Source organism: uncultured Acinetobacter sp. (assembly GCF_947626835.1).
Lineage (GTDB): Bacteria > Pseudomonadota > Gammaproteobacteria > Pseudomonadales > Moraxellaceae > Acinetobacter.
In genome coordinates this window covers 30,848-52,573 of sequence record NZ_CANQTS010000006.1, presented here as the reverse complement: position 1 = coordinate 52,573, position 21,726 = coordinate 30,848, and the positions used below count along the sequence as shown (strand labels likewise).

Below are 21,726 nucleotides of genomic sequence, written 5' to 3'. Positions count from 1 at the left end.
TTTTTATAGATAATCTATGGCAAATTATTTACCGTAGAAACCAACCATTTTTTCTAACGAAATTGGACGGATCTTATCGGCATTACCAGCTGTACCAAATGCTTCATAGCGATCTACACAGATTTGTTTCATTGCATCAACAGTTGCTGCAAAGAATTTACGTGGATCGAATTCAGATGGTTTTTCAGCCATCATACGACGCATTGCGCCTGTAGATGCTAAACGTAAGTCTGTGTCGATGTTGATTTTACGTACACCGTGTTTAATTGCATCAACCAATTGTTCAACTGGTACACCGTAAGTTTCGCCGATGTTACCGCCATATTGATTGATCACTGCCAACCATTCTTGTGGTACAGAGCTTGAACCATGCATCACAAGATGGGTGTTTGGAAGTGCCGCGTGAATTTCTTTAATGCGATCAATCGCTAAGATATCACCTGTAGGTGGACGCGTGAATTTGTAAGCACCATGTGAAGTACCGACTGCAATCGCTAAAGCATCAACATTGGTGTCTTTTACAAACTGAGTTGCTTCTTCAACAGAAGTTAACAATTGAGAATGGTCAAGAACGCCTTCAGCGCCTACGCCATCTTCTTCGCCTGCCATACCCGTTTCTAAGCTACCTAAGCAACCAATTTCACCTTCTACCGATACGCCACAGGCATGTGCCATTGCTACGGTTTGACGTGTAACATCCACGTTATATTCATACGACGTTGGTGTTTTGCCATCTGCTGCCAATGAACCATCCATCATTACAGATGAAAAGCCCAATTGGATTGAACGTTGGCACACATCCGGGCTGGTCCCATGATCTTGGTGCATTACCACAGGAATATGTGGCCATTCTTCAATTGCCGCTAAAATTAAGTGACGTAAGAATGGAGCGCCTGCATATTTACGCGCACCTGCAGATGCCTGTACGATGACAGGCGAATTGGTTTGATCTGCAGCGAGCATAATGGCACGCATTTGTTCTAAATTGTTTACGTTAAATGCTGGTACGCCGTAAGCATGTTCGCCGGCGTGATCCAAGAGCTGGCGCAATGAAATAAGAGCCATAATGTCCTCCCAGGTAATGCAGCATATTCTACATGTTCAAACTATCTAATTCAGCAATAAAAAACACTATTTCATAAAAAATCCCCGCTATAACGGGGACTTTTATAACAACATCAAATTTATGGTGCGCTTGCAGCTGACGCTTCTGCTGTGCTTGGTGCAGCATTTGCAACTTCTGCAGCTACATCTGTATTATTTTCATCCATAATCGGTTGATCAATTGCATCAATCGCGGCTTGTTGTTCAGGCGTAATGCTGGCCGCTTCAGTGGTTGCAACTTCTGCTGCAGTTGTCTCAGCAGGGGCTTCTTTTTTACCACAACCAGTTAACAGTAATGGACCAAGGATAAGTGCTGCAAGCGTGATTTTCAATTTCATCTATTTTTCCTAGCAACAAAGATGCTTTAAGTTGAGCAGATTCTAAAAGCTCAATATGACACTTTGATGAAGGGGCATAAAAAAAGGCTGACTTAAGTCAACCTTTTTGATCTTGCCGCGATTTATGGCTTAAGCACGCTCAAGCAATGCTGCCACTGCAGGTAATGTTTTGCCTTCTACAAATTCTAAGAATGCACCACCACCGGTTGAGATATAACCAATTTGATCTGCAACTTGATATTTATCAATCGCAGCTAAAGTGTCACCACCGCCTGCAATTGAAAAACCTGCCGATTCAGCAATCGCTAAAGATAAAGCTTTGGTACCTTCGCCAAACTGATCCACTTCAAACACGCCAACTGGACCATTCCAAAGGATAGTCTTAGAGGTTTTTAAGATCTCAGCAAAGGCTTGTGCCGTTTCAGGCCCCACATCTAAAATCATGTCGTTGTCAGATACATCGGCTACTTTTTTCACCACCGCTTTTGCAGCAGCGAGTGAACCTAAGAAGTCATCAAAATTAATTTCTGCTGCATCAGCCACCACAACGTCAGTTGGTAATGGTACAGACACTTTGGCCGCAATGGCTTTTGCTGTATCAATTAAATCGTGTTCACACAGTGATTTACCGACGTTGTAACCGGCAGCCGCCAAGAATGTATTGGCAATACCACCACCGACAATCAATTGATCGCAAATATCAGACAATGAGGTTAATACATCAAGTTTCGTTGATACTTTAGAACCCGCAACAATGGCAACCATTGGCTTTTCAGGAGTTTGTAGCGCACGACCTAAAGCATCAAGCTCTGCTGCAAGTAAAGGACCAGCTGCAGCCACTTGAGCAAAACGTGCTACGCCTTCTGTTGAAGCTTCAGCACGGTGCGCAGTACCAAATGCATCCATTACAAATACATCGCACAGCGCTGCATATTTTTGTGCAAGTTCTGGATTATTTTTCTTTTCACCATGGTTAAAGCGCACGTTTTCAAGTAGTACTACTTGACCTGCTGCAACCTCAACACCTTCTAAATAGTCAGTGAGTAATTGTACCTCTTGCCCCAAAGCTTGCGTTAAATAAGCAGCCACAGGTTGCAATGACTGTTCAGGTTTTGCTTCACCCTCAACAGGGCGACCTAAATGTGAGCACACCATCACCGCAGCGCCTTTTGCAACAGCTGCCTGAATGGTAGGTAATGCCGCACGTAAACGTGCATCACTGGTAATTACGCCATTTTTCACAGGTACGTTTAAATCTTCACGAATTAAAACACGCTTCCCTGCTAAATCGAGGTCAGTCATACGCTGAAAGTTCATGTATAGCTCACTTTATAAATATAAAAACGCGATGATTTTAAATGATTATTCAAAAAAAGGTTAGCTTCTTTTGTACAAAAGCTACCGAAATGCAAAGATTTGCTATGATAGCGTTAAGCCCTTGATGAGCCTTGAGCATTTATGTCGATTCACCCAAATCCTGAACTTAATCGTTTTAATGTCTTTGGTGAGCCTTTAGCCAGTTGCTGCTTTGATCCGATTACTGGATATTTTCGTAATGGTTTTTGCCATACAGCCAGCAGCGACTTAGGTCAGCACACCATGTGTGCGCAAATGACAGAAGCGTTTTTAAATTTTTCTAAAAACAGAGGCAATGATCTGAGCACACCTGTGCCTGAGGTGGGTTTTGTCGGTTTAAAACCGGGAGATTTTTGGTGCATGTGCGTGACACGTTGGGTTGAGGCCTATCAAGCTGGTGCTGCACCTTTAGTGAAATTACAGGCTTGTCATCAAGCCGTGTTGTCTTATGTGCCTTTACATATTTTAATGGAGTATGCAATTTAATGCAGCCTTCGATCATTTTGGCCTCTTCTAGCCAAACCCGTAAAGATTTGATGGATCGTTTATTACTTGATTATCAAGCTATTGCACCTGAGATTGACGAGCGACCGCAAGGTGAAACCCATGCCGATGATTTAGCACGGCGTTTAGCCTTTGAAAAAGCACAGGCCGTGAGCCAATTACACCCCAATGCGATTGTGATTGGTTCTGATCAAGTGGCATGGCGTGAACATGCACCGCATGTATTTATTGGCAAGCCTTTAACAACTGAAAACGCTATTCGTCAGCTACAAGCCAATTCAAATAAAATTGTGTATTTTAGTACTGCCTTAAGTGTACAACAGCAATCGAGCGGCTTTGAACGGACTTTAGTTGAGCATTATCAAGTCAAGTTTCGTGATTTATCCCATGCTGAAATTGAGCGTTATGTGGTACTTGAACAGCCTTTATATTGTGCGGGAAGTTTTAAATGTGAAGGGCTTGGCATCAGTTTATTTGAGCACATGATGGGGCAAGACCAAACCACACTCATGGGAATGCCCATGATTCAACTATGTCATATTTTACGTGAGCTTAAGGTTTTAGTTCCTTAAGGCTGTAATGGGTACAAGTTGATTGAACTCAGTCCAATAGTAGCAATTTATCTGCTTTAACAGCTCTATACCATATCATAGTTTGCCATACAGCACTGATTGCAGCCTGTGATGAGCGTAAATATGCAGAATAAACTTGCCCGTTTAAGTCTATGTGGCGACAATAGTACAAATTTTTTGGATTAAAACTTATGTCTTCTCCTTTAGAGGTTTTAGGCGGCATTACTGCCGAGCAATTTTTAGCAGAATATTGGCAAAAAAAACCACTTTTAGTGCGTAATGCCATGCCTGAGATTGTGAATTTACTAGAGCCTAACGATGTCATGGAATTGGCACTTGATGAAAACGTCAACGCGCGTTTAATTAAGCAAAAAGACCGTGACCCAAATCAGTGGTCGGTCAAATCATCACCACTCATTAAAGCTGATTTCCAAAAAATGCCCAAACTGTGGAGCATCTTGGTACAAGCGGTCGATCATTATTCATTTGATTTGGCTGCACTGTGGAAAAAATTTGCGTTTATTCCGCAATGGCGCCGTGATGACATCATGGTGTCTTATGCACCTCAAGGCGGTTCTGTAGGAAAGCACTTTGATTTTTATGATGTATTTTTAGTCCAAGGTCATGGCCATCGCCGTTGGCAGTTAGGTCAAATGTGTGATGCCGATAGCGAACTGGTTGCAGGTCAACCTTTAAAACTGTTAGCCGAAATGGACGTACATTTTGATGAAGTGTTAGCACCGGGCGATTTACTGTATGTACCACCGGGCCTATCGCATTATGGCGTGGCAGAAGATGAATGTTTAACCTTCTCTTTTGGTTTTCGGATGCCCAACGTCAGCGATATGATGGATCGTGTAAGCGATAAATTTTCAGCCAATGAAGTTTTACGCCAACCTTTAACCGATATTATTCGTGATGAACTCAGTTGTGCCGGTGAAATCACCGCCAATGAATTGGCTTATTTAAAAGATAAACTGATGGCACAACTGCAAAATTCAAATGTGTTAGAAGATGCCATTATGAGTTTGATGTCTGAAGCGAAGTACCCTGAGAATATTCCTGAAGTGGAAGAAATTGGAACTGCCGATTTAGAACAAGTCCTAGACTTAGGCTATTCACTTATGCTGGAGCCGGCTTCACGTTTACTGTATAGCCAAGAAGATGAACAAACCCTGTTTTGGGCCAATGGCGAAGGCTTATGTTTAAGCGATGCTGCAACACCAATTGTTAAGCAACTTGCTGATGGTGAAATTGTGGTCATGGATGAGCGTTTTTATGATGCTGATTTATTAGAAGACATTGCCACTTTATTGAATGAATCAATCATTATGCTGCTGCCTGCCGAAGACGCTGAATAATCAAATGATGCCCAAGTTTACTTGGGCATTTTTAATTGAATCATAAAAACCTATTGCCCATTACTCTCAGCAGTAAGCAACACGCATGTCACAATTTATGACTTGAGCTTGTCTTAAAATCTTGGCACATTAGCCACAACAAGAACAATAGGAATACTGCCATGGCAGGACCGGCACAATTAGTCAGACATAAACTGCTCAACACTTTTTTTTCACGCCATTCAATTTGGTTTGCATGTATCTTTATTGCCTTGTTTTTAACTGGGCTACGCTTATTTTATGCCCCACATTATCTGTATTATTTTATGTCAGATAGTGTGATTAATCTTATTTGGTTGCTGACCACCTTACTGAGTTTTGTGGGTTTATATGATGTACTACAAAATAAACATTCAATTTTAAAGAATTACCCAATTATGGGGCATTTTCGTTATCTATTTGAAGAATTTCGCCCTGAAATTCGCCAATATTTTATTGAGTCCGATCAAGATGCGCTGCCGTTTTCCCGCATGCAACGTAGTTTAGTGTATCAGCGTGCCAAAAATGAAAATGCAGACAAACCTTTTGGTTCAATTATTGATGTCTATCAAGCTGACTATCGCTTTATGACCCATGCTGTAAATCCCTGCACACCTGCTGACCCTGAAACATTTCGCATTCAAATTGGTAGCTTGGCCTGTCGCCAGCCGTATTCAGCTTCAATTTTTAATATTTCAGCCATGAGTTTTGGTAGTTTAAGTGCCAATGCCATTCGTGCTTTAAATCAAGGGGCAAAGCTGGGTAATTTTTATCACGACACGGGTGAAGGTAGTATTAGCCCTTATCATCTTGAGCATGGCGGTGATTTGGTGTGGGAATTGGGCAGTGGTTATTTTGGCTGTCGGACTTTAGATGGTCAATTTGATCCGGAGAAATTTGCCCAACAAGCCGCGCTTCCTCAAGTCAAAATGATTGAAATTAAACTTTCACAAGGTGCAAAACCTGGTCACGGCGGTATTTTACCCAAAGATAAAATTAGTGAAGAAATTGCCATGATTCGTGGCGTGCGTCGTGATGTTGATTGTGTGTCCCCTGCAAGCCATTCTGCATTTAGCAACCCGATTGAATTGATGCATTTTATTCAGCAATTACGTGATTTATCTCAGGGTAAACCGGTGGGTTTTAAACTTTGTATTGGCCAACCATGGCAATTTATGAGTATTGTCAAAGCCATGTTACACACCCAAATTGTGCCAGATTTCATTGTAGTAGATGGCTCAGAAGGAGGTACCGGAGCGGCCCCCGTTGAATTAATTAATCATATGGGCACCCCACTACGCGAAGGTTTGCTGTTTGTACATAACACCTTAATTGGTGCCGGCTTACGTGATCAAATTAAAATTGGTGCCAGTGGTAAAATCATTAGTGCTTTTGATATTGCCAGCATGTTGGCGATGGGAGCGGATTGGTGTAATTCTGCCCGAGGCTTTATGTTTGCTTTAGGGTGTATTCAAGCGCAAAGCTGTCATACCAACCAATGTCCGGTTGGCATTGCCACCCAAGACCATGATCGTCAAAAAGCTTTGCATGTAGCCACTAAAGCTGAGCGCGTGTTCCATTTTCATCAAAACACATTGCACGCTTTAGCCGAAATGTTAGCTTCAGCAGGCTTATGTCATCCCAATGAAGTGAAATCACATCATTTGGCACAACGCGTCAATGACCGTGAAATTAAAAACTATGCCCAATTGCATTTTTGGTTAAAACCCAATGAGTTACTCAATCTACAATTACAAGATGATGATAATTTTTATTATCGGATGTGGAATCTTGCCAAAGTCGATCGCTTTTAAATAAGAGGCGTATGACGCCTCTTATTTAGTAATAATCACCACTGTTTTGAGCATGTAAAAATGCTGGAATTAAACCGGTCAGTGCCGCTCGAATATCCGCACGTTCATTAATGAGCTGATGTGAGCCTTCTTCTAACATCAGCAAGGTTTGTAACCGGAATTTGCGCCGAATAAATTCGATGTTATAGCGCCAATCGACTGTTTGATCTTGTGCACCTTGCGCCAACCATACCGGAATACGACAGGCCGGTCGCATCTCCATGTCTTGCATCCATTTAGACATGGCTAAAATCCAATCCATGCCCATCATGCGCGGCTGCAATGGGTCTTTAAGACGAATAAAGCGTAAAAATTCTGGATTATGATTGTTGCGTCTAAAATGGCGTGGCACTTGACGTTTAATACGACGAATAATGCCAAGCCCGACTGGGTTATGCCACCATGCCGATTTAGCCGGACGAATCAGGGGCGATAACAACAAAACTCTTTGTACAAAAGGATTTTTACGTTTTTGGGCAAAATCGAGTAGATGATGCATCCAAATTGCCCCACCTGTGCTTTGCCCAATGCCTAACCATGGACCGCTCAGTTGGGGAGCGCCTTTAACTGCGGCATACACCGCATGTAATACCTGTTGATAGTGGTCAAAGTTTTGAATATTGGCCGGTGATCCATTACTTAAACCATGCCCTGGCAAATCATAAGTTAAAACACTAAAACCTTGTGCCAACAATTCATGAAAAATTGGCTGATAAATGCCGCTGTGTTCTAAATAACCATGTAAGATCCACACTGTGCCTTTGATGGGTGTAACTTTTGGAGCAAACACCTGCACATGCAATTTAAACAAGGGCATGTCAATAAAACCTTGCCAATGTTCACACTCTAACTGATCTAAACCGTATAAACGTCGATAAGCTTGTACTTCAAGCGATGGCGTATAAGGCTGGCTTAAATCTAAAGGACTTAAATAGTGTGGTGTGGTGTCCCGACTGGGTACTGGTAATTCAAGTTGCTTTAAAATACTGGGATTTAAAAATGGGATATTGGGCATTTAAGGCACCTCACGACAATCGCTTGAACCTAACACCACATCACGTAAGGTTGCGAGCATTTCATAGTTAGCACGGCGACTATGATCATAATTTTTGACACTCGGTTGCCACTTGGTTAAAGGTGTGGGCATCGGGGCTTCTACAGGTACTGTGGCAATTCCATTGAGGGCAAATAAACGTCGTGTACGCGGCATGTGATAAGCATCGGTAATTAACAATACCCGAGGTGCCCCGCCTTTTTTTTGTAATAACAAGGCACTAAAACGGCTATTTTCACAAGTGTTCATACTACGGTTTTCAAGCAGTTGTGCATCGACGCCATATTGTTTTAACCAATCTTGCATATAGGGTGCTTCTACACCACTAAGTACAATCGGTAATGTTGGATATTTGGCAGCAGTGGCTAAAGCAGTTTCTAAACGCAAGCGCGTATAATGATTGACCACAATATCCTGCCCATTTTCAGCCAAAGTTAAGCCTCCTCCAAGCACAACAATGGCATAAGGCAAATCATGGTTCTGTGTAGATTGTGCATTTTGTTGTTGGATAAACGCAATATCTTGAAAAATATCGTCATCGACTGCTGTGGCTTCAACATCGATCGGATATGCGCTTAAAAACTCAAGATACTGCTGCATGAGGGCTTGGCTATGTGATTCATCACGCACAAAGACATACGGCATCTCTACTGTGGATGCCGCGGGTTCATCAAGCATTAAGGGGAGCTGAATTTCTGCTTCGCTTTCACTGTCTTGCTGAGTTTTGATTTGTTGTTGCAACAATTGATAACGGGCATGCACCAGACTGAGTGTATCTGCTTGTTGACTCTGCATTTGCTGTTGCATAACTTTTAAATAGGCTTGGCGGGCAATCCAAAGCTCAGAACCCGGCTCTAAAGTATTAATTGCATTTAAGCCGCCAGCCTTTTGGCTATTGGCTGCCACAGGATTTACATTCACCGGCACAAACTGATGTAGTGCTTTTAACACGGTTTGTGAATAAAAAGGCGAGTATAAAAACAGCACACAGAGCACTAAAATTGTAAAACTCACTGCCACCAAGCGTACAAGCTGCAACATTAACCACTAATCCGTATGTGCCAATAAAAGACCATGCTTGCTCCATAACACTGGTTCTGGCTCTAACATCAGATGAAATTTACCATACACATCCTGCTGTACTGCACGATACGTGGCTTGTACATCTGCTAATGTGGCCTCGGCATAGTTCACTAACACCAAAGCTTGCTTATGGAACATCCCGACTGAACCCAACTGCTTACCTTTCCAACCGGCTTGTTCAATTAACCAACCTGCAGCAAGCTTAACACTCCCATCATTTTGTGGATAATGCGGCAGTTGCGGATATTCATGCGCAATGCGTGCAAACACTTGAGACGTGACCACAGGATTTTTAAAAAAGCTGCCAACATTAGGATAATCTTGAGGATCCGGCAATTTACTTTGACGAATGTGAATCACTTGGCGTTGCAGGTTTTCAGCCGTTAAATCATCTCCAACTGCTGCTTTTAAATCACCATAACCAAGTTTGAGTGCTGCATGTTTTGGCAGTTTAAAGGTCACATGGGTAATAATATAACGTTGCGGCTGCTCTTTAAAAATGCTGTGTCGATAGGCAAAGTGACAATCTTGCGCTGCAATTGAACGTAATTTTTGCAGCTGTTGATCATACACTTGCACCGATTGAATAAACTCACCCACCTCAACCCCGTAAGCGCCAATATTTTGCACGGGTGAAGCGCCCACTAAGCCGGGAATCAAAGCTAAATTTTGTAGACCAATCAGTTGCTGCGTAGTGCTCCACAGGACAAACTCATGCCAATTTTGCCCAGCACCAACACGTAGAACCTGACTCTGTGGATTGTCTTCCAGTACTTCAATGCCTTGAATGTCCATATGTAGCACTAAGCTATGCACATGCTCAGGCAATAACATATTGCTACCACCAGACAGCACCAATACATTAAGATCAGCAAGGTGCGCATAGGCCACAGCATCTAACACATCCGCTACGCTTTGAGTTTTGACATAGTGTGAGCAAATAGAATTTAAACTTAAGGTATTAAAAGGTTTAAGTTGCACGTTGTTTTGAATATTCATGGCCATCTTAAACCTGTGAATGTTGTTGAAAATAATGAACCCAAGCACGACTACTTGATTCACATTGATCAAGCACATGCTCAAACCCAGCCTCACCCCCATAATAAGGATCCGGCACAGCTTGCTGTGCATATACAGGATCATGCTCGCTCATTAAGGCAAGTGTTGCCCGTACATGACCAAACTGCTGACAAGCTTGCTGACTTAAATCCTCTAAATCACGTAAATTGTCATGATCCATTGCCAAGATTAAATCAAATTCAATAAAATCATGCAGCTGTACTTGACGCGCACGCAGTTGAGATAAGTCGTAACCACGTAATTTAGCATGCTTTTGACTGCGTAGATCTGGAGCTTTACCGGGGTGATAATTACTGGTTCCTGCAGAATCGATCACGATATTGAGATTTTCTGCCTCACAATGTTGTCTAAGCACCACTTCTGCCGTAGGAGAGCGACAAATATTACCTAAACACACACATAACACCTGATAGGGCGCTTGAGATGACATAGAAAACCTCACAATACATAGAGCAGTCTATGTTACGAGATTTGCAGCTAAAATCCTATTGCTTGGCTGGGTATAAAACTGCATTTGGCAATAATTTGCATTTGTTTTTTATTGTAAAAATCATATGAGCCTCAGCATAACTAGCGCAATGCGCCAAACCTGCATCGATCATCTTCTAAGGTCAGTCAATCTAGTGTGGCGAAGTGCTATTGCCCTCTTGAGGTAGAATATCCACTTCGCTGATGACTTCATCTTCAAGGTGTAGACGTACCACGCCTTGAGCATTAATTAAGGTTTGTTGAGTTTGAATACGCTGAATGATTTTTTCTAATACTGCAATGAGTTGAGGGTATTCAAAATTTTGTACTTCATCTAAATTAAGTAATAAATGAAAGCCTTTATATTCATAGTCAAACCAGCGTTGGTATTCAGTTTGACGCGCATTAGTTTTTTCCATGACCTGCCAAGTTTTCACCGGCTGCTGAATCCCTTTTAATTCCATAGGCTGTTTTGGCGCACACAAAAAATCATCTTTAATGAATTGATAGGTGTCATCAGAAATTAAAATTTCATCTACATCTGCGGCACTTTGTAAACGTGCCGCTAAATTAGCATCGCGCCCAACAATGGTGTATGCCATACGATGTGCAGCGCCATAATTGCCTACATGACAATAACCTGTACTAATCCCCATACGAATATGCAAAGCCGGATAGCCCATTTTCACCCAACGTTCACGCAGGATTTTCATTTGCTGTCGCATGGCCATGGCCATCTCAACACAAGTTTTGGCATCTTGCTCAACGCCTTGTGTAGTGGGATCACCAAAAAAGATTAAAATTGCATCGCCCATGAATTTATCAACTGTCGCCTCATATTGTTTGGCAACTTCAGTCATATGACTTAAATAGTCATTTAAAACAAAGGCAAGATCATCTGGAATTAAGCTTTCAGACAGCTCAGTGAAACCTTCAATGTCTGAAAAAAAGATGGTCATTTTTTTACGTTTATATTCAATTTTTGCTTCAGTTTCGCCTTTCATAATAGACTGCCACAATTGCTGTGGGGCATAACGACTCAGCTGATTGGCAAATTCCATATAGCGATTCATTTGTGAGTAATAATGTTCACGTTTTTGTGAGGCAACATAGACACGGCGCGCTTGGTAAACTGATCCTGCGGCAAAATAAGCAATCAAGCACATGAAGGCTAAGACTGTGAGCTCAGTCGAAGTGGGAGCAAAATAATGCCCAAAACCAAATACTAAAATATTGGCCAAGTAAAAGATGGTCACGCCCCATAAACCCGCCAACGACATCATAAAAAATGAGACACGGCTATTGATGGTGCTATAAATTAATGCTGCAAAAGTGCATAAGGTCAGCACTAAATTAAGGTGTACGGCAGACAAAGCTGCGGCGACCATCGCGATATCAATTAAAAATAAGACATTACGCTGCACTTGTACATTGTAGCGATATTTTAACCACTGCTCTAGACGTGGACTCACAAACAAAACCACCGCAAAAATCAGCGGTAAGTACAATTGAATATGTGTGGTTTGAGTGGTGAAAGTGTAGACCAACAAACCCAAAGACAACATGCTATAGCCCATCAAACGATGGAAATAGCTAAACTGTTTGGGTTCTCGGTCCAACCAATACTCTAAAGGCAGCACAGCTGTCGCCTATGGATACAAGTTAATCCATACGCCAATCAAATGGCATGTCGCCTTGACCACGTAACGCCAACATTAAAGTTTGGCGCATATGTGCTAATACTTCATTACTATAAGGGACGGCCGGCGTACCCCATACTGGTTTTGGCCATGCCACATCATTTTGATAACGCACCACATGATGAAAATGTAATTGCGGTACCATGTTACCTAGGGCCGCAACGTTCATTTTATCGGCACGAAAAACGCGAGATAATTGACTTGATAGCCAGCTCGATTCACGTAAAAATTGTTCTTGGTCGGCTTGGCTGAGTTCGTATAATTCAGTTACCCCTGGTACACGTGGAATTAGAATTAACCAAGGGAACTGCATATCATTCATTAAACGACATGTAGAAAGCGGGAAATCGCCGACAAAAAATGTATCTTGAGCAAGTTGTGGATGCAAACTAAACATATTCTTTATTTATGACGCAAAATGAAAATGATGGCTAATACTATCACATCAATTTCGCTCTGAGTACGCCCCATCAAGGCTTTCATTATAATTATCAAAATACAACAGGCAAAGCTTAAGTTTTACCCGTTGTATATCTATACCAGTTAAGTGCCTGCAACATCTTTGAGTAGATGATCTAAGACATCGTTGACAAAAGTTAAACGCTTGTCTGGCTCCTCTTTTAACAGCATGACTCTTAAGCGCTGCCCGCCTTGCATCCTAAAATAGGTAGGGTGTTGCTGCATCATGTGGATAATACTGCCTGCCTGTACTGGGGTATCTGGTGAAAACTCTAAATGTCCGCCATGCGCGCTTAAATCAATTTTGGTAATCCCTAACGTTTCGGCTTTTAAACGAATTTGATGCACAGCAAACAAATGTTTGACCGCAAGTGGCGCCACCCCAAAACGATCAATCAATTCCATACGGATATGATCCAGCTTCTCTTGGGTATTAGCATGACTAATGCGCTTATAGAACAATAAACGCTGATGCACATCGCCTAAATATTCATCGGGAATTAAGGCCGGCAGGTGCAAACTAATTTCTGAGGTCAGTGCAAGTGGTGCATCAAAGTTTGGCGTTTTTCCATTTTGAATGGCTTTGGTGGCTTTTTCTAGCATCTCCATATACAAGCTATAGCCAATGGCATGCATCGAACCACTTTGTTGTTCACCAAGTAATTCACCCGCACCGCGAATTTCTAAATCCTCCGTAGCAAGCATAAAGCCTGCACCTAAAGTCGAGGCACGTTGAATGGCATCTAGACGTTTTTCAGCATCGCCTTTTAAAGCTTTAATAGATGGCACAAGTAAATATGCATACGCTTGATGATGCGAACGTCCCACACGACCCCGTAATTGATGCAATTGTGCTAAGCCTAATTTGTCGGCACGTTCAATAATAATGGTATTGGCATTCGGGACATCAATCCCAGTTTCAATAATGGTTGAACAGACCAAGACATTGTATTCTTTATGATAAAACTGCTGCATCACTTGTTCAAGTTCACGTTCACGCATTTGCCCGTGTGCCACGGCAACTCGGGCTTCAGGCACAAGCTGACGGATGTTCTCTGCCATGCGTTCGATGCTGTCGACTTCGTTATGTAAGAAATAGACCTGACCGCCACGCAACAACTCACGTAAAATCGCTTCTTTGACAGATTCATCGGTGTGTTCTTGCACAAAGGTTTTAACCGCCAAACGACGTGCAGGTGGCGTGGCAATAATGGATAAATCACGCATGCCGCCAAAGGCCATATTCAAAGTCCGTGGAATTGGGGTTGCCGTGAGGGTCAGCATATCCACATCAGCACGCATAGCTTTAATGCGCTCTTTATCGCGCACCCCAAAGCGATGCTCTTCATCAACAATCATTAAACCTAAATCAGAAAATTCTACATTTTCTTGTAAGATTTTATGCGTACCGACCACAATATCGACTTTGCCATCTTTAAGATCCTCTAAGGTTTTTAAATGGCTTTTACTTGAGCCAAAACGTGACAGCACCTCAATGCGTACCGGCCAATCCGCAAAACGATCTTTAAACGATTCATAATGCTGCTGCGCCAATAAAGTTGTGGGTACAAGAACAGCCACTTGTTTATTGTTTTGTACAGCTAAAAATGCGGCTCGCATTGCCACTTCAGTTTTACCAAAGCCTACATCACCACAGACTAAACGATCCATCGGTTTGGCTTGCTGCATGTCATATAGAGTCGCTTCAATGGCGTTGGCTTGATCTAAGGTTTCTTCATAAGCAAAGCCTGCGGCAAATTGCATATACAGCTTTTCATCGAGCTCAAAAGCAAAGCCCGGTTTGGCATGGCGACGTGCTTGAATATGTAATAACTCTGCGGCGACATCATGAATTTGCTCTAAGGCTTTACGTTTGGCTTTATTCCATGCTTCTGAGCCAATTTTATGTAAGGGTGCAGCATCAGGATCACCACCACTATAACGGCTAATCAAGTGTAAATTGGTCACCGGCACATAGACTTTGGCGCCATCGGCATAATCGAGTTGTAAAAACTCATGCTCTTGGTGATCAATCTCTAAGGTGACTAAACCGGCGTAACGCCCCACCCCATGATCAATGTGTACCACAGGCGCACCAATCGAGAGTTCGGTTAAACTCTTAATTAAATATTCTTCAGAAATCTCTTGCTGACGTTTACGACGACGTTGCACCACGCGATGCTCATAGAGCTGATTTTCTGAAATCACGCTCAATTGATCATGAATGACCAAACCACGATCTAAAGGGGCATGGGTAATTGCAATGGCAAATAAAGAGGCTTGAAAGGCTTCAAAGCTCTCCACCACCGGAATTTCACCTAAACTTGCCCGCAGGGCATCTTTTAAGGTTTCACGGCGCCCTGCGCTTTCAGCCACCAATAACACCGGATGATTAGCAGCATCAATATAGGCTTTGACTTCACTAAACGGTTGCTCACGTTTTGGATCGACCGCTAGGCGTGGCGGGGTGTGCGTGCTTAGGTCAAAATGGCCGGCTTTGTCTGTCTCAAAAGCATCAGGCGATGCAATCACTCGTGGAAAGCGGTTAATGTGCTCTAACACGCGATGGGGTGCTAAGAACAAATCCTCAGGTGGCAAGATCGGTTGATCAACGTTATAACGACGATCTTCATAGCGACGCAACACCTCTTGATAAAATTGATTCCAACCAGTTTCGGCATCTTTATCGGTAATAATCACCGCCGTTTTTGGCAAATAATCAAACAAGGTACTGTGATTTTGCATGGCTTGGCTGTCAAAAAACAGCGGCAAATAAAACTCAATCCCTGGCGATGCAATCCCATCTAATACATCTTGATAAATTTGATTTTTCTTTGGATTGGCATTGGGAAAGCTTTCAGCATAACGATCACGGAATAAAGTACGTGCTTCTTTAAGCGGAAATTCTTTGGCAGGCAACACGGTAAAACGGCTTAGGGTTTGCGTGGTACGCTGTGTTTCTGGATCAAAGAATTTTAAGGTGTCAATTTCATCGTCAAATAAGTCAATACGAATGGGGGCGGCTTGACCTGAGGCATAAATATCCATGATGCTGCCGCGCACCGCGAACTCACCATGATCATAGACGGTATCCACCAACTGATAGCCGGCTTGCACCAAACGCATTTTTTGTTGTTCTAAGACAAATTTTTGCCCTAACTGAATATCAAAGTGTTCTCCCAATACCCAAGAAGTCGGGGCAACACGTTGTGCCAGCGTAGACGCCGAGAGCAACAAAATGCCTTGGCTTGGCATGTTAGATAAAATCGCCAAACGTTCAGAGACAATATCTTGATGTGGCGATAAACGATCATAAGGCAAAATTTCCCAATCAGGGAAAATGGTCGGTGTGATGCCGTAAAACTCAAATTCGCTTTCAAGCTGCGCCAAATGTTGATTATTACGCGCCACAATCACCAACAATTGTTGGCTTTGCTTGGCAATTTCTTTAAATAAAAGCGCTGCGGCTGAACCTTGTAAATTACCGATCCAGCGTTTTTCGCCGACTTTAAGTTGTTTAAATTGAAGCTGTGCGATGGAATCTTGAAACATGGCCATTCTAAGCATGAAAGACAGAGCATCATCTTAACATGATGTTTTTCAAGCTTTATGTAATTTTTATGTGCACAGCGTCGAATGATGTCGTTTAACGTTTTTCACGTAAAAAATGACGATAATATTCGCCCAATAAGCCAACAATGGCTTTAAATTCTTGTAAGTTGTGCTGATTATTACCTAACCGTGCCACATACTGTCCTGTGGCAATTTCTAAATCAATTTTTTCATTGATCAGCATGGCGGCAAAATAAAGGGCTTTTAGGTCATCAAATTGATTTAAACGGCGATTGGAAAAATATTCTAAGCGCTCAGACAAGCTTTCATTTAATACCACACCTTGCACAATATAACCTTGCGCTTCATTCCACTCTATCCCATGCTCACGCATAAATTGCAGACGTGGGTCTTCTTTGGTTTTAAACAACTGACGAACTTTATCAAACATCTTCAAGGTCCTAAACACTTCACTTGGCGTAGTTTAACCATGTTTTGCTTAGAAAAAACCTAACTTAGGCTATTTTGATACCTTTAGACAAAATCAGCAAAACAACACCCATGTAAAACATGAGTGTAAAGTCTTTACAGTTTAACCAATGCTTGACGTGACAGTACAATGCCATTGTTATCAGCATACAAATAATCGCCTGAACGAATGGTAACACCACCAAAACTTAAAGTCAGATCCACTTCACCTACGCCCTTACGGGTGCTTTTTTGTGGAATGGCCGCTAAAGCATGTACACCTAAATCCAGTTGTGCAATGGCGTCGACATCACGTACACAGCCATAAATTACCACACCATTCCAGTGATTTTTCACGGCTGATTCGGCAATTAGATCGCCCATCAAGGCACAACGCATGGATGCACCACCATCCACCACCAATACTTTACCAGTACCGTCTGTGGCAAGTAGCTCTTTGACACGCGAATTGTCTTCATAACATTTTACAGTGACCACTTGCCCACCAAAGGTGTGGCGTGCACCATAACTCTTAAAAGATTTGCCATCTATACAAGGTGACATAACCTGTAAATCTAGTTGGGGATAGTTATCAAGTAAGTCGCAAGTTACAAATGCTGTCACGGGGTTGCCCTCTGTTTTATCTTGGATATTGTTGTATCTTTAAATTAGCATACATTTCACACGATTGAGTCTGATTTCGCGCAGCATCGACCATAGTATGAGCCACCTGATTGGCAGTCACCGGTAAATATTTAAACTGCTTTGGCAAAACCTTGCTGCATGTTTGATAAATTTTTTGCCCCAAATCTTCAAGAAAACGCCCATGTTCACGCTGCCCAATCAACAAAGATGGTCGAATAATCGACAAACGGTATAAATTCAGGTTTTGTAAGGTATTTTCTAATTTACCTTTCACACGATTGTAAAAAAATGGCGATGCAGCGTTGGCCCCCATACTGCTAACGATCAACAGATGTGTGGTGGTATTTTGCAGTAAATGCGCTATGTGCACATTCATTTCATAGTCGACGTGGTAAAAGGCAGATTTCGAACCGGCTTGCTTTAATGTGCTACCTAAACAGCTAAATACATGACTATAGCCAGCTAAATCTTGTGAGTTGAGCAATAAAAAGTCATCTAGTACAATTTGTTGAATTTTTTTTTGATTTAAAAATAGATCATTTTTACGACGCACAACCACGTCAATCTGCTCCCAGTCTGAGGCTTGATTTAGCAACAAAACCAAGGTCTTGCCCACCAATCCTGTTGCCCCCACAACCAATACTTTTTTTAACGAATGCATCATTTTTTGTACAATCTCCAAGAAATTTGACTAATCTTAGGTTTTCTTTCAGTTTTTTATACGGCTAAAATGGCATCACGGCGTGTCAAGGCTTGACTTAACAGCAATGTTAACTCAAAATATGGCACTTGTTTACGGGCTGGGTATAGTTCTTCTGATGTTGGTTTTCAGTTGAGTTGCAGCCCGCCCAGACTAATCTATTTCAAGGAGTGCACGAGTGGCAAACTCTGCTCAAGCTAAAAAACGTGCTCGTCAAAACGTTAAAGCACGCAAACACAACGCAAGCTTACGTTCTATGGTTCGTACTTATCTTAAACGTACAGTAGCTGCTATTGCTGCTGGCGATTATGCTGTTGCTTCAGAAGCTTACAAAACTGCGGTTCCAGTAATCGACCGTATGGCTGACAAAGGCATCATCCATAAGAACAAAGCTGCTCGTCATAAGAGCCGTTTAAATGCACAAATTAAAGCGTTAGCTAACTAATTTATGCATAAAAAAAAGCCCTTTTATAGGGCTTTTTTTTATTGTTCGGCATTAAATTTAGCAATATCTAAACAATGTAATTTGCCACGCCAAATCCACTTAAGTTGACACTCTAAAAATTCATCCCCTTCAAACCATACAAACAAACCTTCCATCATCTGTGGCCAATCTTCAGATGTGACTTCATTGCGCTGTGAGATGATCGCCAAAATAGCCGCAATAATGGTGTCATGGCTGACCGCCAAACTTAAACCATGGCTATGTCTTGGATGTGTGTTGTAAATTAACTCTAACACATCCACCACGCCACCAATGGGATGTTTCATACCAGGTAGTGCATTATTCACAAAGCTATTGATAAAGCCTAATGCACCCTGACGCTTAAAGTAAGGCCCAGCTTGCTGAATGTCGAGTACAAAACTGCCTGGTTCAACCAATAAACCTTGTTCCACGATCTCGATATTATGTGTATTGATCGGGCTTACATCATCTGCCCCTTGTATCATCAAAGCTGCTGTATCAATACAGCGTTGAATTGGACTAGAGATACAGTGTTGAATACGACGCTCACTGTTGGCAATGAGGTATTCCCCCCATGCTTGCGCCAATTCGCGGCCTTGGTGGGTCAATTGCAAGTCATAGCCCGCTAAGCCCTGTCCTTTTACCTCTTCACGTAGTGAGTGACGGGTAAATAATGTTACAGGAGTCTTTGGATCTGGCAGCAAATCCATTGCATGCAACATACTGGTCGGAAGCAAATCAAGTGCCATAATACTGTCACAATTGAAAGGTTAAAGCTCACTATACCACGTTGCCCCAAGAGCTCAATGCATGTTCGACATTCGTCCAAGTGCTTGTAAGGCAAGTCGTTTCATTTGATCATTGCGGTAGGCTAAAAATCCACCATTCAATAAAGTTGCGCGCTGATTATAAACAAAGGCACGTCCGGAAAAATCAATTAAGCCCCCCCCAATGCGCTCTAACAGACATTGCCCAGCACTGGTATCCCACTCTGAGGTTGGATGAAAACGTGGATAAATATCAATTTTATCTTCAAGCATCATACAAAATTTATAAGCGCTGCCAGCCTGAAAAGTTGTATAAGGCGTGAGATGTTCAAGCACTGCCAAAAATTCTTGATACTGCGCTTTTTGCTGACGACTATGACTTAATCCAATCTGAACATCAGTATGCTTATCTGGAGCTAGGTAGCCAAACCAAGTCTTAAGTTGAGCGTCATATTTGAGTGGCATGCCCACCTTGGGACAAATATATAGCGTATGTTCTTCTGGCACTGCTAAAATGGCAAAAACCGTATGCGCACCCTCAATTAAGCTTAAATTAATGGTAAATTGCGCACGCTGATGCAAAAACTCTTTGGTGCCGTCTAAAGGATCAAGCAACCAAAACGTTGACCATGCGCTGCGCTCGGTTTGCTCCCCTTCTTCAGATAAAAGCGGTAACTCAGATATCCGCTGTAATTGTTCACTCAGATAATGGTTAACCCGAAAGTCTGCTTGGGTCACCGGCGAATCATCGCTTTTGCGCTCCACATCAAAGGCCTGACCAGAACAATAGGCTTGGTATTCTTCACGTAAAATTACACAAGCCTGTGTCATGATGGGCAGCAATTGTTGAATTAGAGCATCTTGTGGTGCTTGGGTTTCAATAAACATGCAACACCTGTTTTTATTCACAATAATAAAGATTGTAACGCGCTTTGGCTGCAATCGCACAACAGCTTTGCTGTTCGGCTGCCTGCGTACTTAGTTTTAGCCTCAAATCGGGTATACTCGCATGTTTATTTTTCTAGTCTAAGCTAGATCATGCTATGAGGCTTTCTGTGATGCAAAAACCCACCATCATTTTCGACATGGACGGTACTTTATTGGACTTGGCCTATGACGATTTTATTTGGAATGAGCTTCTGCCACAGCGCCATGCAAGCCATCACCATTGTTCACTGGAACACAGTCAAACCGAATTGACCTCGTTTTATCATGACTATAAACATACTTTGAATTGGTATTCATCGCGTTTTTGGAGCAATAAGGTCGGTATAGACGTACTTGCCATGCAAATTGAATTTCAGCACAAAGTTGCCAAGCGTAGCGGATGTATTGAATTACTTGAGTTTTTAAAATCAGAAGGTTACCCATGTTGGCTAGCCACCAATGCCGATTGCAAAGGCTTGGAATTTAAGCTTAAAGCCATGCAAATGAGCCATTATTTTGAGGTGATTGTCAGCTCAGAGAGCATTGGCTATGAAAAAGAACGGATTGAATTTTGGCAACATTTACAAAATCTGCATCCATTTGACGTCAAAAATTGCTATTTTATTGATGATACCGAAAAAGTTTTAGACATCGCAAAACTCTTTGGAATTGAAAATTTAATTACCATTGCACAACCTTCATCTGGTAAAACCCCTCGACGTGAGGCGCGTTATCCAATGTTGGTGCAACTGACAGATTTGATCACAATGTTACAACAGGTTGAGGAACACAACATATATGCGTAAATCTTCTTTAGCCGAAGATGCCGTGGGCATGCGTATTGATAAATGGCTTTGGGCAGCGCGTTTTTTTAAAACGCGCTCAATTGCCAAACATGCCATTGAAGGCGGTAAGGTGCATCAAAATGGCGAGCGCGTTAAAGTATCGCGTGAAGTACGTGTGGGCATGGAACTCACCATTGCTCAAGGCATTGAAAAGAAAACCGTAGTGATTAAAGCACTCTCTGATGTACGTGGTCCTGCACCCGTAGCACAATTACTGTATGAAGAAACAGCCGCAAGCCTTGCCAAACGTGAATTGTTTGCAGCACAGCGCAAAATGCACAATTTGGCGCGCCCCGATCATCGTCCAAGCAAAAAAGATCGACGTGACATTCAGCGCTTTCGGCAGGATAATGATAGCCAATTTGACCAACAATGGTCCTATTCAGATGACTAACACAGTGCGTCA

At 42.3% G+C, this 21,726-nt stretch carries 22 protein-coding genes; 7 read left to right on the top strand and 15 right to left on the bottom strand.

Features of this window, described 5'->3' with window-relative positions:
* Window positions 1–24 precede the first annotated feature (24 nt).
* From fba to Q0Z55_RS04735, 3 genes are all read right to left on the bottom strand, one after another.
* Window positions 25–1,065, bottom strand: a complete 1,041-nt coding sequence (gene fba / locus Q0Z55_RS04745) for a class II fructose-bisphosphate aldolase (protein ID WP_297424888.1) — start codon at window positions 1,063–1,065, stop codon at window positions 25–27.
* A gap of 119 nt (window positions 1,066–1,184) precedes the next feature.
* Complete coding sequence (locus Q0Z55_RS04740; protein ID WP_297424879.1) at window positions 1,185–1,442, bottom strand: hypothetical protein; 258 nt, start codon at window positions 1,440–1,442, stop codon at window positions 1,185–1,187.
* A 129-nt stretch (window positions 1,443–1,571) separates the two neighbouring features.
* Entirely contained in the window at window positions 1,572–2,759 is a 1,188-nt protein-coding gene (locus tag Q0Z55_RS04735) for a phosphoglycerate kinase (protein WP_297424876.1), read from the bottom strand.
* Between the two features lie 141 nt (window positions 2,760–2,900).
* Here Q0Z55_RS04735 and Q0Z55_RS04730 point away from each other — a divergent pair, with 141 nt between their 5' ends.
* The 4 genes from Q0Z55_RS04730 (at window position 2,901) to Q0Z55_RS04715 (ending at window position 7,067) form a co-directional block, all read left to right on the top strand.
* The gene (locus tag Q0Z55_RS04730) at window positions 2,901–3,284 is read left to right on the top strand and encodes a DUF2237 domain-containing protein (RefSeq protein WP_297424873.1); all 384 of its coding nucleotides are present in this window, start codon (window positions 2,901–2,903) and stop codon (window positions 3,282–3,284) included.
* Window positions 3,284–3,874 (top strand): Maf family protein, encoded by a 591-nt coding sequence (locus tag Q0Z55_RS04725; protein ID WP_297424871.1) that lies wholly within the window; start codon window positions 3,284–3,286, stop codon window positions 3,872–3,874. The genes Q0Z55_RS04730 and Q0Z55_RS04725 overlap by 1 nt, the downstream gene beginning before the upstream one ends.
* Window positions 3,875–4,065: 191 nt before the next feature.
* Window positions 4,066–5,235 (top strand): cupin domain-containing protein, encoded by a 1,170-nt coding sequence (locus tag Q0Z55_RS04720; RefSeq protein ID WP_297424868.1) that lies wholly within the window; start codon window positions 4,066–4,068, stop codon window positions 5,233–5,235.
* A 161-nt stretch (window positions 5,236–5,396) separates the two neighbouring features.
* The gene (locus Q0Z55_RS04715) at window positions 5,397–7,067 is read left to right on the top strand and encodes an FMN-binding glutamate synthase family protein (RefSeq protein ID WP_297424865.1); all 1,671 of its coding nucleotides are present in this window, start codon (window positions 5,397–5,399) and stop codon (window positions 7,065–7,067) included.
* A 25-nt stretch (window positions 7,068–7,092) separates the two neighbouring features.
* Here the strand turns inward: Q0Z55_RS04715 and Q0Z55_RS04710 are convergent, their stop codons facing one another.
* The 10 genes from Q0Z55_RS04710 to Q0Z55_RS04665 all read right to left on the bottom strand — a co-directional run bounded on the left by Q0Z55_RS04710 (window position 7,093) and on the right by Q0Z55_RS04665 (window position 18,279).
* A complete protein-coding gene (locus tag Q0Z55_RS04710; RefSeq protein WP_297424862.1) occupies window positions 7,093–8,121 on the bottom strand; it encodes an alpha/beta hydrolase in 1,029 nt (342 codons plus the stop codon).
* Window positions 8,122–9,201, bottom strand: a complete 1,080-nt coding sequence (locus Q0Z55_RS04705) for a YdcF family protein (protein ID WP_297424859.1) — start codon at window positions 9,199–9,201, stop codon at window positions 8,122–8,124.
* A gap of 6 nt (window positions 9,202–9,207) precedes the next feature.
* Entirely contained in the window at window positions 9,208–10,242 is a 1,035-nt protein-coding gene (murB, locus tag Q0Z55_RS04700) for a UDP-N-acetylmuramate dehydrogenase (RefSeq protein WP_297424856.1), read from the bottom strand.
* 7 nt (window positions 10,243–10,249) lie between these two features.
* Window positions 10,250–10,753: a low molecular weight protein-tyrosine-phosphatase gene (locus tag Q0Z55_RS04695; RefSeq protein WP_297424853.1), complete on the bottom strand. Its 504-nt coding sequence runs from the start codon at window positions 10,751–10,753 to the stop codon at window positions 10,250–10,252.
* 190 nt (window positions 10,754–10,943) lie between these two features.
* Entirely contained in the window at window positions 10,944–12,428 is a 1,485-nt protein-coding gene (locus Q0Z55_RS04690; RefSeq protein WP_297425030.1) for an adenylate/guanylate cyclase domain-containing protein, read from the bottom strand.
* A 25-nt stretch (window positions 12,429–12,453) separates the two neighbouring features.
* On the bottom strand, window positions 12,454–12,888 hold the full coding sequence (locus Q0Z55_RS04685) for an HIT family protein (RefSeq protein ID WP_004976660.1): 435 nt from the start codon (window positions 12,886–12,888) through the stop codon (window positions 12,454–12,456).
* A gap of 146 nt (window positions 12,889–13,034) precedes the next feature.
* The gene (gene mfd / locus Q0Z55_RS04680; RefSeq protein ID WP_297424836.1) at window positions 13,035–16,502 is read right to left on the bottom strand and encodes a transcription-repair coupling factor; all 3,468 of its coding nucleotides are present in this window, start codon (window positions 16,500–16,502) and stop codon (window positions 13,035–13,037) included.
* Between the two features lie 94 nt (window positions 16,503–16,596).
* Window positions 16,597–16,953, bottom strand: coding sequence for a hypothetical protein (locus Q0Z55_RS04675; protein ID WP_297424833.1), 357 nt, complete (start codon window positions 16,951–16,953; stop codon window positions 16,597–16,599).
* A 134-nt stretch (window positions 16,954–17,087) separates the two neighbouring features.
* Complete coding sequence (gene rraA, locus Q0Z55_RS04670) at window positions 17,088–17,594, bottom strand: ribonuclease E activity regulator RraA (RefSeq protein ID WP_297424830.1); 507 nt, start codon at window positions 17,592–17,594, stop codon at window positions 17,088–17,090.
* A 16-nt stretch (window positions 17,595–17,610) separates the two neighbouring features.
* On the bottom strand, window positions 17,611–18,279 hold the full coding sequence (locus tag Q0Z55_RS04665) for an NAD-dependent epimerase/dehydratase family protein (protein WP_297424827.1): 669 nt from the start codon (window positions 18,277–18,279) through the stop codon (window positions 17,611–17,613).
* 214 nt (window positions 18,280–18,493) lie between these two features.
* Here Q0Z55_RS04665 and rpsT point away from each other — a divergent pair, with 214 nt between their 5' ends.
* A complete protein-coding gene (gene rpsT, locus Q0Z55_RS04660) occupies window positions 18,494–18,760 on the top strand; it encodes a 30S ribosomal protein S20 (RefSeq protein WP_053580135.1) in 267 nt (88 codons plus the stop codon).
* A gap of 38 nt (window positions 18,761–18,798) precedes the next feature.
* Here rpsT and Q0Z55_RS04655 read toward each other — a convergent pair whose 3' ends face one another.
* Both Q0Z55_RS04655 and Q0Z55_RS04650 read right to left on the bottom strand, forming a co-directional pair.
* Entirely contained in the window at window positions 18,799–19,530 is a 732-nt protein-coding gene (locus Q0Z55_RS04655) for a phosphoglycerate mutase family protein (protein ID WP_297424819.1), read from the bottom strand.
* A gap of 54 nt (window positions 19,531–19,584) precedes the next feature.
* A complete protein-coding gene (locus Q0Z55_RS04650) occupies window positions 19,585–20,436 on the bottom strand; it encodes a 3'(2'),5'-bisphosphate nucleotidase CysQ (RefSeq protein ID WP_297424816.1) in 852 nt (283 codons plus the stop codon).
* Window positions 20,437–20,606: 170 nt separating this feature from the next.
* Here Q0Z55_RS04650 and Q0Z55_RS04645 point away from each other — a divergent pair, with 170 nt between their 5' ends.
* Window positions 20,607–21,281 carry an HAD hydrolase-like protein gene (locus Q0Z55_RS04645; protein ID WP_297424814.1) on the top strand — a complete coding sequence of 225 codons (675 nt, stop codon included), beginning with the start codon at window positions 20,607–20,609 and terminating at the stop codon, window positions 21,279–21,281.
* Window positions 21,274–21,714, top strand: coding sequence for a S4 domain-containing protein (locus Q0Z55_RS04640; RefSeq protein WP_297424812.1), 441 nt, complete (start codon window positions 21,274–21,276; stop codon window positions 21,712–21,714). The genes Q0Z55_RS04645 and Q0Z55_RS04640 overlap by 8 nt, the downstream gene beginning before the upstream one ends.
* The last annotated feature ends 12 nt before the right edge of the window (window positions 21,715–21,726 follow it).

Bases quoted from the DNA above. Each gene is read 5' to 3' on its own strand.
- Q0Z55_RS04740 (WP_297424879.1), bottom strand. From the start codon at position 1,442: ATGAAATTGAAAATCACGCTTGCAGCACTTATCCTTGGTCCATTACTG.
- Q0Z55_RS04735 (WP_297424876.1), bottom strand. From the start codon at position 2,759: ATGAACTTTCAGCGTATGACTGACCTCGATTTAGCAGGGAAGCGTGTT.
- Q0Z55_RS04640 (WP_297424812.1), top strand. From the start codon at position 21,274: ATGCGTAAATCTTCTTTAGCCGAAGATGCCGTGGGCATGCGTATTGAT.
- Q0Z55_RS04655 (WP_297424819.1), bottom strand. From the start codon at position 19,530: ATGGCACTTGATTTGCTTCCGACCAGTATGTTGCATGCAATGGATTTG.
- Q0Z55_RS04730 (WP_297424873.1), top strand. From the start codon at position 2,901: ATGTCGATTCACCCAAATCCTGAACTTAATCGTTTTAATGTCTTTGGT.
- Q0Z55_RS04665 (WP_297424827.1), bottom strand. From the start codon at position 18,279: ATGATGCATTCGTTAAAAAAAGTATTGGTTGTGGGGGCAACAGGATTG.
- Q0Z55_RS04715 (WP_297424865.1), top strand. From the start codon at position 5,397: ATGGCAGGACCGGCACAATTAGTCAGACATAAACTGCTCAACACTTTT.
- mfd (WP_297424836.1), bottom strand. From the start codon at position 16,502: ATGTTTCAAGATTCCATCGCACAGCTTCAATTTAAACAACTTAAAGTC.
- Q0Z55_RS04705 (WP_297424859.1), bottom strand. From the start codon at position 9,201: ATGTTGCAGCTTGTACGCTTGGTGGCAGTGAGTTTTACAATTTTAGTG.
- fba (WP_297424888.1), bottom strand. From the start codon at position 1,065: ATGGCTCTTATTTCATTGCGCCAGCTCTTGGATCACGCCGGCGAACAT.
- Q0Z55_RS04695 (WP_297424853.1), bottom strand. From the start codon at position 10,753: ATGTCATCTCAAGCGCCCTATCAGGTGTTATGTGTGTGTTTAGGTAAT.
- Q0Z55_RS04650 (WP_297424816.1), bottom strand. From the start codon at position 20,436: ATGTTTATTGAAACCCAAGCACCACAAGATGCTCTAATTCAACAATTG.
- Q0Z55_RS04685 (WP_004976660.1), bottom strand. From the start codon at position 12,888: ATGTTTAGTTTGCATCCACAACTTGCTCAAGATACATTTTTTGTCGGC.
- murB (WP_297424856.1), bottom strand. From the start codon at position 10,242: ATGAATATTCAAAACAACGTGCAACTTAAACCTTTTAATACCTTAAGT.
- Q0Z55_RS04720 (WP_297424868.1), top strand. From the start codon at position 4,066: ATGTCTTCTCCTTTAGAGGTTTTAGGCGGCATTACTGCCGAGCAATTT.
- Q0Z55_RS04645 (WP_297424814.1), top strand. From the start codon at position 20,607: ATGCAAAAACCCACCATCATTTTCGACATGGACGGTACTTTATTGGAC.
- Q0Z55_RS04725 (WP_297424871.1), top strand. From the start codon at position 3,284: ATGCAGCCTTCGATCATTTTGGCCTCTTCTAGCCAAACCCGTAAAGAT.
- Q0Z55_RS04710 (WP_297424862.1), bottom strand. From the start codon at position 8,121: ATGCCCAATATCCCATTTTTAAATCCCAGTATTTTAAAGCAACTTGAA.
- Q0Z55_RS04675 (WP_297424833.1), bottom strand. From the start codon at position 16,953: ATGTTTGATAAAGTTCGTCAGTTGTTTAAAACCAAAGAAGACCCACGT.